Here is a 16,284-nt window from a genome sequence, read left to right as displayed (position 1 = left end):
GCCGTACGGGACAATGGAACGCATGCCCTCCGCACTCCCCGACGGCGAGCCCGTCCCCGCCGACGGTGCCCTCCCGGCGTCCGCGCTCGCCGGCGCCGCCGACCGCCCCCTCGGCTTCTACCTGCACGTCCCGTACTGCGCGACCCGCTGCGGCTACTGCGACTTCAACACCTACACCGCGACCGAGCTGCGCGGCACCGGCGGCGTCCTCGCCTCCCGCGACAACTACGCCGAGACGCTGACCGACGAGATCCGCCTCGCCCGCAAGGTGCTCGGCGACGACCCCCGCCAGGTCCGCACGGTCTTCGTCGGCGGCGGTACGCCCACCCTGCTGGCCGCCGGCGACCTGGTGCGGATGCTGCACGCGATCCGCGACGAGTTCGGCCTCGCGCCGGACGCGGAGATCACGACGGAGGCCAACCCGGAGTCGGTCGACCCGGCCTACCTCGCCACCCTCCGCGAGGGTGGCTTCAACCGGATCTCCTTCGGCATGCAGAGCGCCAAGCAGCACGTCCTGAAGATCCTGGACCGCACCCACACTCCCGGCCGCCCCGAGGCCTGCGTCGCCGAGGCCCGCGCGGCCGGCTTCGACCACGTCAACCTGGACCTGATCTACGGCACCCCCGGCGAGAGCGACGACGACTGGCGCGCCTCCCTGGACGCGGCCCTCGGCGCCGGACCCGACCACGTCTCGGCGTACGCCCTGATCGTCGAGGAGGGCACCCAGCTCGCCCGCCGCATCCGGCGCGGCGAGGTCCCCATGACCGACGACGACGTCCACGCCGACCGGTACCTGATCGCCGAGGAGACCCTGTCGGCGGCGGGCTTCGACTGGTACGAGGTGTCCAACTGGGCCACCTCCGACGCGGGCCGCTGCCTGCACAACGAGCTGTACTGGCGGGGCGCCGACTGGTGGGGCGCGGGGCCGGGAGCCCACTCCCACGTGGGCGGGGTGCGCTGGTGGAACGTGAAGCACCCGGGGGCGTACGCGGGGGCGCTGACGGCCGGGAAGTCGCCGGGCGCCGGACGCGAGCTCCTGACGGACGAGGACCGGCGGGTGGAGCGCATCCTGCTGGAGCTGCGCCTGCGGGAAGGCGTCCCGCTGTCCCTGCTGCGGGAGGCGGGGCTCGCGGCGTCGCGCCGGGCGCTGTCCGACGGGCTTCTCCAGGAGCAGCCCTACGACGACGGCCGCGCGGTGCTCACCCTGCGCGGGCGGCTGCTGGCGGACGCGGTGGTGCGGGATCTGGTGGACTGACCGGATTGTTCTCGCCCCGCCGCCCCTTCCCGTCCCCGGGGAGGGGGCTGCCCCCGGACCCCCGCTCCTCAAACGCCGGAGAGGGGGGAATCACCTCACGCCGGAGGGGCCGGAATCGCCTGACGCCCGAGGGGCTGGATCCACCTCACGCCGTCACGAAGTCGATCAGCTCCTCCACCCGCCCCAGCAACTCCGGCTCCAGGTCCTTGTACGACCCCACCCGCGCCAGAATCGCCTGCCACACCGCCCCCGTGTTCTCGGTCGGCCACCCCAGCGCCCGGCACACCCCCGTCTTCCAGTCCTGACCGCGCGGCACCCGGGGCCAGCCCTCGATCCCCAGCGACGACGGCTTCACCGCCTCCCAGATGTCGATGTAGGGGTGGCCCACGACCAGCGCGTGCTCGCTCGTCACCGCCTGCGCGATCCGCCACTCCTTCGAACCCGGCACCAAGTGGTCCACCAGGACCCCCAGCCGAGCGTCCGGCCCCGGCGCGAAGTCGTCGACGATGGACGGAAGGTCGTCGACGCCCTCCAGGTACTCCACCACCACGCCCTCGATGCGCAGGTCGTCGCCCCAGACCTTCTCGACCAGCTCGGCGTCGTGCCGCCCCTCGACGTAGATGCGCCCGGCGCGCGCCACCCGGGCGCGAGCCCCCGGGACCGCCACCGACCCCGACGCCGTACGGGAGGGCCGCACGGGAGCGGAGGACGACGGCCGCACCAAGGTCACGACCCGCCCCTCCAGCAGGAAGCCGCGCGGCTCCATCGGGAAGACCCGGTGCTTGCCGAAGCGGTCCTCCAGGGTCACCGTGCCGGCCTCGCAGCCGATCACCGCGCCGCAGAACCCGGTCCCGGGCTCCTCGACCACCAGACCGGGGTCGGCCGGAACCTCCGGTACCGGCTGCGATTTCTTCCACGGAGGGGTCAGGTCGGCGGAGTACTGGCGCATTCTGATGACGATACGAGGAGCGGACGCGCCGAGATCAGCGCGACACGCCGAAACGCGCGGCCAGCGCGTCCCGTTGGGCCCGCACGAACGCCGCGTCCACCACCGCGCCGTGACCGGGCACGTACACCGCGTCCTCGCCGCCCAGCTCCAGCAGCCGGTCCAGCGCGGCCGGCCAGTGCGCCGGTACGGCGTCGGGGCCCGCCTGCGGCTCGCCGGACTCCTCGACCAGATCCCCGCAGAAGACGACCTCCACCTCACCTGGCACCAGCACCGCGAGGTCGTGGCCGGTGTGCCCCGGGCCCACGTTGGCCAGCAGGACCTGCCGGCCGCCGCCCAGGTCGAGCGTCCACTCGCCGCACACCTCGTGCGGGACGCGGACCAGCGCGTCGGCCGCCTCCTCCGCCGACCGCGCGTCCAGCCCCTCCGCCACCGCGTCCGCGCGGAGCGCCTCCCGCCCGTGTCCGCCCCGGGCGAACAACGCGTCGGTGCCCACCGCCCCGTACACCTCCACGCCCGCGAACGCCGCCGCGCCGAAGACGTGGTCGAAGTGCGGGTGGGTCAGAGCGAGATGCGTCACACGGTGACCGGCGAGCGCCTGCGCCGCCGCGCGCAGCCGGGCGCCCTCACCGAGGCTCGACCCGGCGTCCACGAGCAGCGCGGCGCCCGCGCCGACGACCAGCCCCGCCGTGCAGGCCCACACCGGGAGCCGGCACCGGCCCACCCCGGGCGCCAGCCGCTCCCACCCCCGGTCCTCCCACATCACGCTCATGACCGCGACGCTATCGGTGGGCACACCCGACGGCACGGCGGCGGTGAACCGGCCTTGCCGTGGGCGTACCCCACGGCCGTACACTGGGCCGGGGAAGTCTGGCACTCGAACACGGTGAGTGCCAGGGGGAACACCGGGCGGACGACTTCTGGAGGTGTGCGCGATGCTCAGTGAACGCAGGCTGAAGGTGCTGCGCGCCATCGTTCAGGACTACGTCGGCACCGAGGAGCCCGTCGGCTCCAAGGCCCTCACCGAGCGGCACCACCTCGGCGTCTCCCCGGCCACCGTGCGCAACGACATGGCGGCCCTGGAGGACGAGGGGTTCATCGCCCAGCCGCACACCAGCGCGGGACGCATCCCGACCGACAAGGGCTACCGGCTCTTCGTCGACAAGCTGGCCGGCGTCAAGCCGATGACCGCGCCCGAGCGGCGCGCCATCCAGAACTTCCTGGAGGGCGCCGTCGACCTCGACGACGTCGTGGCCCGCACGGTGCGGCTGCTCGCGCAGCTGACCCGGCAGGTCGCCGTCGTGCAGTACCCGTCGCTGACCCGCTCGACCGTGCGCCACGTCGAGCTGCTCTCGCTCGCGCCCGCGCGTCTGATGCTCGTGCTGATCACGGACACCGGGCGGGTCGAGCAGCGCATGGTCGACTGCCCGGCGCCGTTCGGCGAGGCGTCCCTCGCGGACCTGCGCGCTCGGCTCAACAGCAGGGTGGCGGGACGGCGCTTCGCGGACGTGCCGGGCCTGGTCGAGGACCTCCCGGAGGCCTTCGAGGCCGAGGACCGGGGTACGGTCTCCACCGTGCTCTCCACTCTCCTGGAGACGCTGGTCGAGGAGAACGAGGAGCGGCTGATGATCGGCGGCACCGCCAATCTCACCCGCTTCGGGCACGACTTCCCCCTCACGATCCGGCCGGTGCTCGAGGCGCTGGAGGAGCAGGTCGTGCTCCTCAAGCTGCTCGGCGAGGCGAAGGATCCGGGCGTGACCGTCCGTATCGGTCATGAGAACGCCCACGAAGGACTCAACTCCACGTCCGTCGTGTCGGTGGGCTACGGTTCGGGCGGCGAGGCGGTTGCCAAGCTCGGCGTGGTCGGTCCGACCCGCATGGACTACCCGGGAACGATGGGAGCGGTACGCGCAGTGGCACGGTACGTCGGACAGATCCTGGCGGAGTCGTAGGTGGCCACGGACTACTACGCCGTACTCGGCGTGCGCCGCGACGCTTCCCAGGACGAGATCAAGAAGGCGTTCCGGAGGCTCGCGCGCGAGCTGCACCCGGACGTCAACCCCGATCCGAAGACCCAGGAGCGGTTCAAGGAGATCAACGCCGCCTACGAGGTGCTGTCGGACCCGCAGAAGAAGCAGGTCTACGACCTCGGCGGCGACCCGCTGTCCCAGGCGGCGGGCGGTGGCGGAGCCGGCGGCTTCGGCGCGGGCGGCTTCGGGAACTTCTCGGACATCATGGACGCGTTCTTCGGCACGGCGTCGCAGCGCGGACCGCGCTCGCGCACCCGCCGCGGCCAGGACGCCATGATCCGCATCGAGGTCGAGCTGGACGAGGCGGCCTTCGGCACGACCAAGGACATCCAGGTCGACACGGCCGTCGTCTGCAACACCTGCAACGGCGAGGGCGCGGCCCCGGGCACCTCCGCCCAGACGTGTGACATGTGCCGCGGCCGGGGCGAGGTCTCGCAGGTCACCCGGTCCTTCCTGGGCCAGGTCATGACCTCCCGCCCGTGCCCCCAGTGCCAGGGCTTCGGCACCGTGGTCCCCACCCCGTGCCCGGAGTGCGCGGGCGACGGCCGCATCCGCTCCCGTCGCACGCTCACCGTGAAGATCCCGGCCGGTGTCGACAACGGCACCCGCATCCAGCTCGCGGGCGAGGGCGAGGTCGGCCCCGGCGGCGGCCCCGCCGGTGATCTGTACGTCGAGATCCACGAGCTGCCCCACTCCACCTTCCAGCGCCGCGGCGACGACCTGCACTGCACGGTCACCATCCCCATGACGGCGGCGGCCCTCGGCACCAAGGTGCCGCTGGAGACCCTCGACGGCATGGAGGAGGTCGACATCCGCCCGGGCACCCAGTCCGGCCAGTCGATCCCGCTGCACGGCCGGGGCGTCACCCACCTGCGCGGCGGCGGCCGGGGCGACCTGATCGTCCACGTCGAGGTGACCACCCCGACCAAGCTCGACCCCGAGCAGGAGCGCGTGCTGCGCGAGCTCGCCAAGATGCGCGGCGAGGAGCGTCCGCAGGGGCAGTTCCAGCCTGGTCAGCAGGGCCTCTTCTCGCGTCTGAAGGACGCCTTCAACGGGCGCTGACGGGCACCGGACACGGTCTGCCGCCAGGGGCTCCGCGACGCGGATGCTCCTGGCGTATGCCGACGGAAGCCCGGATTCGGACTTGTTCGGAGGACGTGACAACATGCGCTCATGTCCTCCGCACTGACCGATCTCTTCCCCTACCCGATCGTGCAGGCGCCCATGGCGGGCGGCGTCTCCGTGCCGCAGCTCGCCGCCGCGGTCTGCGATGCGGGCGGGCTGGGATTCCTCGCCGCCGGGTACAAGACCGCGGACGGGATGTACCAGGAGATCAAGCAGCTGCGGGGGCTGACGAACCGCCCCTTCGGCGTCAACCTCTTCATGCCCCAGCCGGAGACGGCCGACCCTTCCGCCGTCGGCGTCTACGCCCACCAGCTGGCCGGCGAGGCCGCCTGGTACGAGACGGAACTCGGCGACCCGGAGTGCGGCCGGGACGACGGTTACGACACCAAGCTCGCGGTGCTGCTGGACAACCCGGTGCCGGTGGTGTCGTTCCACTTCGGCGTCCCGAGCCGCGAGGTCGTCGACTCCCTGCACCGCGTCGGCACCTTCGCGCTGGTCACCGCGACCACCGCGGACGAGGCCCGGGCCGTCGAGCAGTCCGGCGCCGACGCGGTGATCGCGCAGGGCACGGAGGCCGGCGGACACCAGGGCACCCACCGCGACAACCCGGAGACCGGCGGCACCGGCACCGGACTGCTGTCGCTGGTCGCCCAGGTGCGGGAGGCGGTGAGCCTGCCGATCGTCGCCGCCGGCGGCATCATGCGCGGCGGCCAGATCGCCGCCGTCCTCGCCGCCGGCGCCAGCGCGGCCCAGCTCGGCACCGCCTTCCTCGCCACCCCCGAGTCCGGCGCGCACGACCTGCACAAGCAGGCCCTGACCAACCCCCTGTTCGTGCGCACCGAACTGACCCGCGCCTTCTCCGGCCGCCCCGCCCGCGGCCTGGTCAACCGCTTCCTGCGCGAGCACGGCCCGTACGCCCCCGCCGCCTACCCCGAGGTGCACCACCTCACCGCACCCCTGCGCAAGGCGGCGGCGAAGTCGGGCGACGCCCAGGGCATGGCCCTGTGGGCGGGACAGGGCCACCGGATGGCGCGGGAGCTGCCCGCCGGGCAGCTGGTGGAGGTGCTGGCCGCCGAACTCGCCGCGGCCGGGACAGCGTTGTCGGGATTCGCGACGGGAGGTACGGGCCGATGACGGCACCGGTGTTCGTGGTCGACGCCCTCGGGCCGGGGGGCCTGCCCGGAGGGGAGTACGTCCTCGACGGCCCCGAGGGACGGCACGCGGTCTCCGTGAAGCGGCTGCGGGCCGGCGAGGACGTCGTCCTCACCGACGGACGCGGACGCTGGGCCGAGGGCGTGGTGAAGGCCGCCGAGGGCAAGGACCGGCTGGTCGTCACGGACCTGGAGACCGTCCACGAGGAGCCGCCGCACCAGCCCCGCGTCACCGTCGTCCAGGCCCTGCCCAAGGGCGACCGCGGCGAGCTGGCCGTCGAGACGATGACCGAGGTCGGCGTCGACGCGATCGTGCCCTGGGCGGCGTCCCGCTGCATCACGCAGTGGAAGGGCGACCGGGGCCTGAAGGCGCTCGGCAAGTGGCGGGCGACGGCCCGCGAGGCCGGCAAGCAGTCCCGCCGGGTCCGCTTCCCCGACGTCGCGGACGCGGCGACGAGCAAGCAGGTTGCCTCACTTCTGGCCGACGCCGACTTCGCCGCCGTGCTCCACGAGAGCGGCGAGGAGCCCCTGGCCGCCACGGAACTCCCCACCAGCGGCGACATCGTGCTCGTGGTCGGTCCCGAAGGCGGCGTCTCCCCCGAGGAGTTGGCGCTCTTCGCCGAGGCCGGCGCCCGGCCCTACCGCCTGGGACGCAGCGTCCTGCGCACCTCCACCGCGGGCACCGCGGCGACCGCCGTCCTGCTGGCCCGCACCGGCCGCTGGTCCTGACGGCCCCGGTCAGCCGCCCGCCTCGCGGGCGGCGACCACGGCCGGGAACAGCTCCCAGCCGTCCAGGTCCGCGGACCGGTCCAGCAGCCCGCGCCGGGCCGCCTCGTCGACGAAGGCCCGTACGACACCCGGTTCGTGCAGGTTGAGAGCGGCGTCGCCCAGCGCCACACAGCCCGAGGGCAGGAAACCGTCGGGGACGTGCCGTCCCCCGCCGCCCCGGAACAGCAGACGGGTCCGCGTCCCGTCCCGGGACAGGGTGAGCACCTCCTGGCAGGGCCCCGTGACACTGTGCCGGTGCCGCACCGACCACACGTAGGCGGTGGCCGCTCCGTCCACCACGAGCCGTCTGAGCCGGCGTCCGTCGCGCATGCGCCCACGGTAGTGAGGAGTGGCCGTATGCGCCCTACCGCCGGCCCCGTACCGGTGGCAGGCTGCCCGCATGGGGGCATCGAGGCGGATTCGGCGTACGGCTCCGGCGGTCGTCGGCGTGGTCGTCGCCGTCGGCGCAGCGGTCGCGTGCGAGCCGGGCGGGCTCAGTTCCGCGTCGGTGGCGTTCACGACCGACCAGACGGTGACGCGTGAACTGGAGCGGCAGAAGGCGGAGGTCCGGTGGCTGACCTGCACCGCCTCCTACGGCGACGAGGCCACCGGCGCTTCCGAGAACGCCGTCGCGACCGTCGAGTGCGAGGGCAGGACGGACGACGGCAAGGAGATCACCGTCGACGGAAAGGTCACCCGCGTCGTCAACGGCGCCTGCGTGCGCGGCGAGTTGACCGCGAAGGTGGACGGCAAGGAGTGGTTCCGGGTCGACGGGCTGGGCAACTGCGAAGCCACCGGCGGCCCTCCCGCGAACGAGCCGTCGCAGCAGCAGCCCCGCCCCACCGTGACCGTCACCCGCACCATCTGGTGCCCGGACGACCCGCACTGCCGGCCGGTGGAGGGCAAGTAGCCGCACCGCGCGCGGGCCGCGGCCGGTAAGTGATCCAAACCTCTGTCGGCGGGCCCCGCCCCTGCATAGGGTGAAGGGGTGACACAGCCCGCAGCGCCTGCCTACCTCCGCTTTCCGCACCCGCACGGCGAGTTGGTCGCCTTCACCGCCGAGGACGACGTGTGGCTCGCCCCGCTCGACGGCGGCCGGGCCTGGCGGGTCAGCGCCGACAACGTGCCGGTGAACCACCCGCGCATCTCGCCCGACGGCACCACCGTCGCCTGGACCTCCACCCGCGACGGCGCCCCCGAGGTGCACGTCGCGCCCGTCGACGGGGGTCCCGCCAAGCGCCTCACCCACTGGGGCAGCGTCCGGACCCAGGTACGCGGCTGGACCGCCGACGGACGGGTCCTCGCCCTGAGCACCTACGGCCAGGCCAGCCTGCGCCGCAGCTGGGCCCGTGCCGTGCCGCTCGACGGGGGACCGGCCGAGACCCTGCCGTACGGACCCGTCGGCGACGTCGCGGCCGGCCCGCACACCGTGCTGCTGTCCGCGCCGATGGGCCGCGAGGCCGCCTGGTGGAAGCGCTACCGGGGCGGCACGGCGGGCAAGCTGTGGATCGACGCCGAGGACGACGGTGAGTTCGTCCGGCTGCACAGCGACCTCGACGGCAACATCGAGTACCCCTTCTGGGTCGGCGACCGCATCGCTTTCCTCTCCGACCACGAGGGCACCGGCGCCCTCTACTCCTCCCTCGCCGACGGCTCCGACCTGCGCCGGCACACCCCCCTCGGGGGCACCTCCCGCTCGAGCGGGGCCGAGAGCGGGGGAGGCTTCTACGCCCGGCACGCCGCGACCGACGGCACCCGCGTCGTCTACTCGTCCGCCGGTGAGCTGTGGACGCTGGACGACCTCGACGGCGCCGAGCCCCGCCGCCTCGACGTCCGGCTCGGCGGCCCGCGCGTCGACCTCCAGGCCTACCCCGTCAACGCCGCCCGCTGGTTCGGGTCGGCGTCCCCCGACCACACCGCGCGGGGCAGCGCCGTCGCCGTACGCGGCGGCGTCCACTGGGTCACCCACCGCTCCGGCCCCGCCCGCGCCCTCGCGGCGACGCCCGGCGTCCGCACCCGGCTGCCGCGCACCTTCCGCGCCGACGGCGAGGAGTGGGTGGTGTGGGTGACGGACGCCGAGGGCGACGACGCCCTGGAGTTCGCGCCCGCCACCGGACTCGCGCCCGGCAGCAGCCCGCGCCGGATCGCCGCCGGTCAGCTCGGCCGGGTGCTGAACCTCGCCATGGCCCCCGACGGCAGCCGCGCCGCCGTCGCCTCGCACGACGGGCGCGTCCTGCTCGTCGAGCGCGAGACCGGCGAGGTCCGCGAGGTCGACCGCAGCGACAACGGCGACGCCTCCGGCCTGGTCTTCTCGCCCGACTCCGCCTGGCTCGCCTGGTCCCACCCCGGGCCCGACCCGCTGCGCCAGCTCAAGCTCGCCAACACCACCGACCTGTCGGTGAGCGAGGCGACCCCGCTGCGCTTCAAGGACTACGCGCCCGCCTTCACCCTGGACGGCAAGCACCTCGCCTTCCTCTCCACCCGCTCCTTCGACCCGGTCTACGACGAGCACGTCTTCGACCTGGCCTTCGTGGAGGGCGCCCGCCCTTACCTGATCACGCTCGCGGCGACCACCCCGTCGCCCTTCGGCCCGCAGCGCCACGGCCGCCCCTTCGAGACCTCGGACCGGGACGAGACCCCCGACAGCGAGGGCACCCCCACCACCCGGATCGACATCGAGGGCCTCGCCGACCGCATCGTCCCCTTCCCGGTGGAGGCCGCCCGCTACTCCGGGCTGCGCGCCGCCAAGGACGGTGTGCTGTGGCTGCGCCACCCGGTCACCGGTGTCCTCGGCGCCTCCCGCGCCACCCCGGACGACCGCGACCCGCACACCGAGCTGGAGCGCTACGACCTCGCCCAGCAGCGCGTCGAGCACCTCGCCGGCGACGCCGACCACTTCGAGGTCAGCGGCGACGGCAAGCGGGTGCTGCTGTGGACCGACGGACGCCTCAAGGTCGTGCCCAGCGACCGGCGGGCCTCCGGCGACGAGGACAGCGACACCAACATCACCGTCGACCTGTCCCGGATCCGGCAGACCGTCGACCCGGCCGCCGAGTGGCGCCAGATGTTCGACGAGACCGGCCGCATCATGCGGGACCACTTCTGGCGGCCCGACATGAACGGCGTCGACTGGGACGGCGTACTCGACCGCTACCGGCCCGTCCTCGACCGCCTCGCCACCCACGACGACCTGGTCGACCTCCTGTGGGAGGTGCACGGCGAACTCGGCACCTCGCACGCCTACGTCACCCCGCGCGGCGGCCACGGCTCCGGCGCCCGGCAGGGCCTGCTCGGCGCCGACCTCTCCCGGCACGAGGACGGCACCTGGCGCGTCGACCGCGTCCTGCCCTCGGAGACCTCCGACCCCGACGCCCGCTCCCCGCTCGCCGCGCCCGGCGTCGCCGTGCGCGCCGGGGACGCGATCGTCGCGGTCGCGGGACAGCCCGTGGACCCGGTCACCGGACCCGGCCCGCTGCTGGTCGGCACGGCGGGCAAGCCGGTCGAGCTGACCGTCTCCCCGGCCGGCGGCGGCGAACCCCGGCACGCCGTCGTCGTCCCCCTCGCCGACGAGGAGCCCCTGCGCTACCACGCCTGGGTCGCCGACCGCCGCGCCTACGTCCACGAGAAGTCCGGCGGCCGGCTCGGCTACCTCCACGTGCCCGACATGCAGGCGCCCGGCTGGGCCCAGATCCACCGCGACCTGCGCGTCGAGGTGGCCCGGGAGGGCCTGGTCGTCGACGTCCGCGAGAACCGCGGCGGCCACACCTCCCAACTGGTCGTGGAGAAGCTGGCCCGGCGCATCGTCGGCTGGGACCTGCCGCGCGGCATGCGGCCGTCCAGCTACCCCCTGGACGCGCCCCGCGGCCCGGTCGTCGCCGTCGCCAACGAGTTCTCCGGCTCGGACGGCGACATCGTCAACGCCGCGATCAAGGCGCTCGGCATCGGCCCGGTCGTCGGCACCCGCACCTGGGGCGGCGTCATCGGCATCGACAGCCGCTACCGGCTGGTCGACGGCACGCTGATCACCCAGCCCAAGTACGCCTTCTGGCTGGAGGGCTACGGCTGGGGCGTGGAGAACCACGGCGTCGACCCGGACGTCGAGGTCCCGCAGCGCCCGCAGGACCACGCGGCGGGCCGCGATCCCCAGCTGGACGAGGCGATCAGGCTGGCGCTGGCGGCACTGGAGGAGACTCCGGCGAAGACGCCGCCGAGCCTGCCGTAGCCGGACGGGGGCGGGTGCCGCGGCACCCCGCGACGCCGCGCCCCCGTGCCGCCCTCGGCGGCACGGGGGCCCCGGCTCGATGGATACGATGCCCGTAGAAGATCACCCGCGTGAGGAGGCCCCCATGACAGGCGAGCCACAGGACGACTGCCTGTTCTGCAAGATCGTCGCAGGCCAGATCCCCGCGACGATCGTCCGTGAGACCGAGACGACCGTCGCGTTCAGGGACATCAACCCCCAGGCCCCCACCCACGTCCTGGTGATCCCCAAGGCCCACTACCGGGACGCCGCCGCCCTCGCGGCCGGCGCCCCGGAACTCGCCGCGGACGTCCTGCGCGAGACCCAGGCGGTCGCCGACGAGGAGAAGCTGGACAGCTACCGCATCGTCTTCAACACCGGCACCGGCGCCGGCCAGACCGTCTGGCACACCCACGCCCACGTCCTCGGCGGCCGTGGCCTCGAATGGCCCCCCGGATAACAGGGACGACCCGGATCACCCACGATGTCCGTACGTGAACTCGTCGTCCTCGGCACCGCCAGCCAGGTCCCGACCCGGCACCGCAACCACAACGGCTACCTGCTCCGCTGGGACGGCGAGGGCATCCTGTTCGACCCCGGCGAGGGCACGCAGCGCCAGATGCTGCGCGCCGGGGTCGCCGCCCACGACCTGAACCGGATCTGCGTCACCCACTTCCACGGCGACCACAGCCTGGGCCTGGCCGGCGTCATCCAGCGCATCAACCTCGACCAGGTGCCGCACGAGGTCACCGCCCACTACCCGCGCTCCGGGCAGCGCTTCTTCGACCGCCTGCGCTACGCCACCGCCTACCGCGAGACGGTCGCCCTCACCGAGTCCCCGGTCACCGCGGACGGGCCCCTGGCCGTCACCCCCGCCTACACCCTCGACGCCCGCAAGCTCTCCCACCCCGTCGAGTCCTACGGCTACCGCCTCACCGAACCCGACGGCCGCCGCATGCTCCCCGAGCGCCTCGCCGCGCACGGCATCACGGGCCCCGACGTCGGCCGCATCCAGCGCGAGGGCTCCCTGAACGGCGTACCGCTGGACGAGGTCAGCGAGGTGCGCCGCGGCCAGCGGTTCGCGTTCGTCATGGACACCCGGCTGTGCGAGGGCGTCCACGCGCTCGCCGAGGGGTGCGACCTGCTGGTCATCGAGTCCACGTTCCTCGACGAGGACGAGACCCTCGCCACCGACCACGGCCACCTCACCGCGGGCCAGGCGGCGCGGGCCGCCCGGGACGCGGGGGTCCGGCACCTGGTCCTGACCCACTTCAGCCAGCGCTACTCCGATCCCGAGGAGTTCGAGCGGCAGGCCCGGGCGGCCGGCTACGACGGCGAGCTGACCGTGGCCCGCGACCTCACCCGCGTCCCGGTTCCGAAACGTCGGTGAAACGGTCGTACGATGCTCTGATGCCCCTGCCCAAAGCTGAACTGCACCTCCATATCGAAGGCACCCTGGAGCCGGAGCTGGCCTTCGCGCTGGCCGCCCGCAACGGCGTGTCCCTGCCGTACGCGGACACCGACGCCCTGCGCGAGGCGTACCGCTTCGAGGACCTCCAGTCCTTCCTGAACCTGTACTACGAGCTGATGGCCGTCCTGCGCACCGAGCGGGACTTCGAGGACCTCGCGAACGCCTACCTCGCCCGCGCCGCCGCGCAGGGCGTGCGGCACGCGGAGATCTTCTTCGACCCGCAGGCCCACCTCGCCCGGGGCGTGGAGATGGGCACGGTGGTCGAGGGCCTGTGGCGGGCGCTGAGCACCAGCCGGAAGAACCACGGCGTCTCCACCCGCCTGATCATGTGCTTCCTGCGCGACGAGTCCGCCGAGTCGGCCCTCGCGGCGCTGGACGCCGCCAAGCCCTACCTCGACCGCATCACCGGCGTTGGCCTGGACTCGGCAGAGGTCGGCCACCCGCCGGTGAAGTTCCGCGAGGTGTACGAGGCCGCCGCCGCCCTCGGGCTGCGCCGGGTCGCGCACGCGGGCGAGGAGGGGCCGCCGGAGTACGTCACCGAGGCCCTGGACGTCCTCGGCGTCGAGCGGATCGACCACGGCCTGCGTTCGGTGGAGGACCCGGCGCTGGTCGAGCGGCTGGTGCGCGACCGCGTCCCGCTGACCCTGTGCCCGCTGTCCAACGTGCGGCTGCGCACGGTCGACACCCTCGCCGACCACCCGCTGCCCGCGATGCTCGACGCCGGTCTGATGTGCACGGTCAACTCCGACGACCCGGCCTACTTCGGCGGGTACGCCGGCGACAACTTCGACGCGGTGCGCGAGGCCCTCGGCCTGACCGAGGACCGGCTGCGCGAGCTGGCCCGCAACTCCTTCCTCGCCTCCTTCCTGGAGGACGACGAGGAGCTGAGGGCCGGCTACCTCGCCGAGGTGGCGGCGTACGAGTTCCCGACGGCGTAGGGCTCAGCCCGTCCCGGACCCCGGTGCGGCCGCGGCCTGCCGGGGTCCCGCCGTGCCGTAAGCGCCCTGGACGGCCACGGCCGGGGCCTCCACGTCGATCTCCACGACCGGCTGCTCCACGGCGCCCACCTCGGGCACCGCACCGCTCGGCGTGCCGGTGGCGGCGGCGACCAGCGCGGCCGGGGTGCCGCCGCGGCGGCGGATGGCGCCGGGCAGCAGCGGACGCCCGCCGGTGTGCAGGGCGACGGCGGTCATCGGCGCGGCCACCAGCAGCAGACCGCCGGCCAGCACCAGCCCCATGCCCGCGTAGCCGGCCTGCTCCGACAGCACGCCGCCGGCCAGCGGCCCGGCGGCCGTCCCCAGCGAGGACGCCGAGCCGACGAGCACCGCCCACCTGCCGCGCGGGTCGAGCGAGGCGGCGAGCCCGATCAGGTACGACAGCACCACCGGGTACAGCGTGTTCCAGGCGATCTCCCCGGTCGCGAAGGTCAGGGGCGTGGTCGCGGACGCGGTGAGGGCGATGCAGACGGCGATGACCGAGGTCCCCGCCCCGATGGGCATCGCCCGCCCCAGCCGCGGTCCCAGCGCGCCGGCCACCAGGACACCCACCAGTCCCGCGCCCAGCGCGACGGCCAGGACGACCCCGAGAGCGGCGTCGCCCAGACCGGCCTGTGTCAGCCCGATCCGGCCGCTCACGCCCCACAGGGAGTTCTGCGCGAGGGACCAGCACAGCACCGTGACGGCGAGGACCAGCCCGGAACGGCGGCGGGGGAGCGGGGCGTCGGCGTCGGTGTCGTGCCCGGCCGGTGACGTGGCCGTCCCGCCCGGCAGCCGGCCGGTCAGCGGCCACACCGCGAGCGCGGTCAGGGCGATCGCGGCGAGCGGCAGCCCGTGCGACCGGCCGAGGTGCGGCACCGTCAGATACACCGCGCCGGCCAGCGCGGACACGCTCAGCAGGCCCGCGGTGGAGGCTCGGTGGGGGTCCTTCTCGGCGGCGATCCGGGTGGCGGCGACCGTGATGGCCGTGCCCGACCCGAAGCCGCCGAGGACCGCGCCGGCGACGACGGCGGGGACGGCGGTGGTGAGCGAGGCCGCGCCGTAGCCGAGGACGGTCAGGGAGAGGCCGAACCGGGCCAGCGCGCGGGCGCCGGTCCGCCGCACCCGGGAGGCCAGCAGGAAACCGGCGGTCGCCGAACTCAGCAGCAGCGCACTGCCGACGGCGCCCGCCTGCGTGGTGGTCAGCGGAAGGCTGGTGTCGAGTCTGCCGACGGTGGTGGGCAGCAGATACGGAGGAAGGTACCCGGCCGTGAAAAGGGCGACGAGGGGCCAGGGAGTGGTGCGGGCGAACACGGGCGTTCCCAGGGCGTGCGAAAGGAGGGTGGGGAAGGGAGGGGGCGACGACCGTCGAATGATCGGAACGCGCGCGCAATTTGTATCAAGCGCGGGGAGCCGGAAAACAGCCAGAAAGATGTGATCTGAGTCACACTTTGGTTTGGGGTTCTGGAGCCTGGGTAGCAGCGTTCGCTACCGCCAGTGAACTGCCCCGCCCACGGCCGGAATTGACGCCTCCACCTTCGCCCTGATCTCTCGCATCACCGCGACGATCCGCGCCTCGTGATCCGGTGTCAGCCGGGCCACCGGCACCGAGCAGCTGATCGCGTCCAGCGCCGGATCCTCGTACCGCAGCGCGAAGCCGAAGCCCACGATTCCCCGCACGCCCTCCTCGCGGTCGACGGAGTAGCCGCGCTCCCGGGTCCGGGCCAGGTCGGCCGCCAGGGACTCCCGGTCGGTGAGGGTGTTCGCGGTCAGCGCCTCGTACGGTCCTTCCGGCAGCTCCGCGTCCGGCCGCTCGGCCAGCAGCGCCTTGCCGAGCGCGCCGACGTGGGCGGGCAGCCGGCGCCCCACCCGGCTGATCGTGCGCAGGTATTCGTGCGACTCGCGTGTCGCCAGGTAGGCCACGTCGTACCCGTCCAGCCGCCCCAGGTGGATCGTCTCGCCCAGTGCCTCCGACGCCTCGTCGAGATACGGCCGCACCACCCGCACCCGCGGATCGGAGTCCAGGTAGCTGGTGCCGGTGAGCAGGGCGTGGATGCCGATGCCGTACAGCGAGCCGGTGACGTCGGTGCGGACCCAGCCGCGCGAGATCAGGGTCTGGAGCAGCGCGTACATCGAACTGCGCGGCACGCCCAGCTCGTCCGCCAGCTCCTGGAGCCGGGCCGGGCGGTCCCCGCGCGCGGCCAGCACCTCCAGCAGCTCCACCGTGCGCGCCGCGGACTTCACCTCACGGACGCCGCCTGCCGCGCCCCCTGTCTCGGACATGTGCCGATCGTAAGCGGATGCCGCCGACCCATTGACGCCTC

15 protein-coding genes are annotated in these 16,284 nt (G+C 73.9%); 10 read left to right on the top strand and 5 right to left on the bottom strand.

What is annotated here, in order from left to right; all coding sequences use genetic code 11:
* Window positions 1-22 precede the first annotated feature (22 nt).
* Window positions 23-1,255 carry a radical SAM family heme chaperone HemW gene (gene hemW / locus ACLIN4_RS11690; protein WP_411575747.1) on the top strand — a complete coding sequence of 411 codons (1,233 nt, stop codon included), beginning with the start codon at window positions 23-25 and terminating at the stop codon, window positions 1,253-1,255.
* A 145-nt stretch (window positions 1,256-1,400) separates the two neighbouring features.
* Here the strand turns inward: hemW and ACLIN4_RS11685 are convergent, their stop codons facing one another.
* Together ACLIN4_RS11685 and ACLIN4_RS11680 are read right to left on the bottom strand one after the other, a co-directional pair.
* Window positions 1,401-2,204: a DUF3097 domain-containing protein gene (locus ACLIN4_RS11685; protein ID WP_411575746.1), complete on the bottom strand. Its 804-nt coding sequence runs from the start codon at window positions 2,202-2,204 to the stop codon at window positions 1,401-1,403.
* A 34-nt stretch (window positions 2,205-2,238) separates the two neighbouring features.
* Entirely contained in the window at window positions 2,239-2,973 is a 735-nt protein-coding gene (locus ACLIN4_RS11680; protein ID WP_411575745.1) for an MBL fold metallo-hydrolase, read from the bottom strand.
* Between the two features lie 163 nt (window positions 2,974-3,136).
* Between ACLIN4_RS11680 and hrcA the strand changes: the two genes are divergently transcribed.
* From hrcA to ACLIN4_RS11660, 4 genes are all read left to right on the top strand, one after another.
* Window positions 3,137-4,153: a heat-inducible transcriptional repressor HrcA gene (gene hrcA, locus ACLIN4_RS11675; protein ID WP_100046491.1), complete on the top strand. Its 1,017-nt coding sequence runs from the start codon at window positions 3,137-3,139 to the stop codon at window positions 4,151-4,153.
* On the top strand, window positions 4,154-5,293 hold the full coding sequence (gene dnaJ / locus ACLIN4_RS11670) for a molecular chaperone DnaJ (RefSeq protein WP_100046492.1): 1,140 nt from the start codon (window positions 4,154-4,156) through the stop codon (window positions 5,291-5,293).
* Window positions 5,294-5,404: 111 nt separating this feature from the next.
* Window positions 5,405-6,490 (top strand): nitronate monooxygenase, encoded by a 1,086-nt coding sequence (locus ACLIN4_RS11665; RefSeq protein ID WP_107478959.1) that lies wholly within the window; start codon window positions 5,405-5,407, stop codon window positions 6,488-6,490.
* Window positions 6,487-7,236: a 16S rRNA (uracil(1498)-N(3))-methyltransferase gene (locus ACLIN4_RS11660; protein ID WP_307652840.1), complete on the top strand. Its 750-nt coding sequence runs from the start codon at window positions 6,487-6,489 to the stop codon at window positions 7,234-7,236. The genes ACLIN4_RS11665 and ACLIN4_RS11660 overlap by 4 nt, the downstream gene beginning before the upstream one ends.
* Before the next feature lie 9 nt (window positions 7,237-7,245).
* Here the strand turns inward: ACLIN4_RS11660 and ACLIN4_RS11655 are convergent, their stop codons facing one another.
* Window positions 7,246-7,605 carry a hypothetical protein gene (locus ACLIN4_RS11655; RefSeq protein ID WP_107478957.1) on the bottom strand — a complete coding sequence of 120 codons (360 nt, stop codon included), beginning with the start codon at window positions 7,603-7,605 and terminating at the stop codon, window positions 7,246-7,248.
* 70 nt (window positions 7,606-7,675) lie between these two features.
* Between ACLIN4_RS11655 and ACLIN4_RS11650 the strand changes: the two genes are divergently transcribed.
* The 5 genes from ACLIN4_RS11650 to ACLIN4_RS11630 all read left to right on the top strand — a co-directional run bounded on the left by ACLIN4_RS11650 (window position 7,676) and on the right by ACLIN4_RS11630 (window position 13,924).
* The gene (locus ACLIN4_RS11650; protein ID WP_107478956.1) at window positions 7,676-8,185 is read left to right on the top strand and encodes a hypothetical protein; all 510 of its coding nucleotides are present in this window, start codon (window positions 7,676-7,678) and stop codon (window positions 8,183-8,185) included.
* Window positions 8,186-8,263: 78 nt separating this feature from the next.
* On the top strand, window positions 8,264-11,497 hold the full coding sequence (locus ACLIN4_RS11645) for a S41 family peptidase (protein WP_289903253.1): 3,234 nt from the start codon (window positions 8,264-8,266) through the stop codon (window positions 11,495-11,497).
* Window positions 11,498-11,621: 124 nt separating this feature from the next.
* Complete coding sequence (locus tag ACLIN4_RS11640) at window positions 11,622-11,975, top strand: histidine triad nucleotide-binding protein (RefSeq protein ID WP_100046498.1); 354 nt, start codon at window positions 11,622-11,624, stop codon at window positions 11,973-11,975.
* 24 nt (window positions 11,976-11,999) lie between these two features.
* A complete protein-coding gene (locus ACLIN4_RS11635; RefSeq protein ID WP_107478954.1) occupies window positions 12,000-12,905 on the top strand; it encodes a ribonuclease Z in 906 nt (301 codons plus the stop codon).
* A 20-nt stretch (window positions 12,906-12,925) separates the two neighbouring features.
* Complete coding sequence (locus ACLIN4_RS11630; protein WP_307652841.1) at window positions 12,926-13,924, top strand: adenosine deaminase; 999 nt, start codon at window positions 12,926-12,928, stop codon at window positions 13,922-13,924.
* Window positions 13,925-13,927: 3 nt separating this feature from the next.
* On the opposite strand, the gene ACLIN4_RS11625 is transcribed toward ACLIN4_RS11630, so the two are convergent.
* Together ACLIN4_RS11625 and ACLIN4_RS11620 are read right to left on the bottom strand one after the other, a co-directional pair.
* A complete protein-coding gene (locus tag ACLIN4_RS11625; RefSeq protein ID WP_290014144.1) occupies window positions 13,928-15,274 on the bottom strand; it encodes an MFS transporter in 1,347 nt (448 codons plus the stop codon).
* Window positions 15,275-15,448: 174 nt separating this feature from the next.
* Window positions 15,449-16,243 carry an IclR family transcriptional regulator gene (locus tag ACLIN4_RS11620; protein WP_269957568.1) on the bottom strand — a complete coding sequence of 265 codons (795 nt, stop codon included), beginning with the start codon at window positions 16,241-16,243 and terminating at the stop codon, window positions 15,449-15,451.
* Window positions 16,244-16,284: the final 41 nt, after the last annotated feature.

It is taken from the genome of Streptomyces mutabilis, from assembly GCF_046628145.1.
Lineage (GTDB): Bacteria > Actinomycetota > Actinomycetes > Streptomycetales > Streptomycetaceae > Streptomyces > Streptomyces mutabilis.
This window is presented reverse-complemented; position numbering and strand designations above follow the sequence as displayed.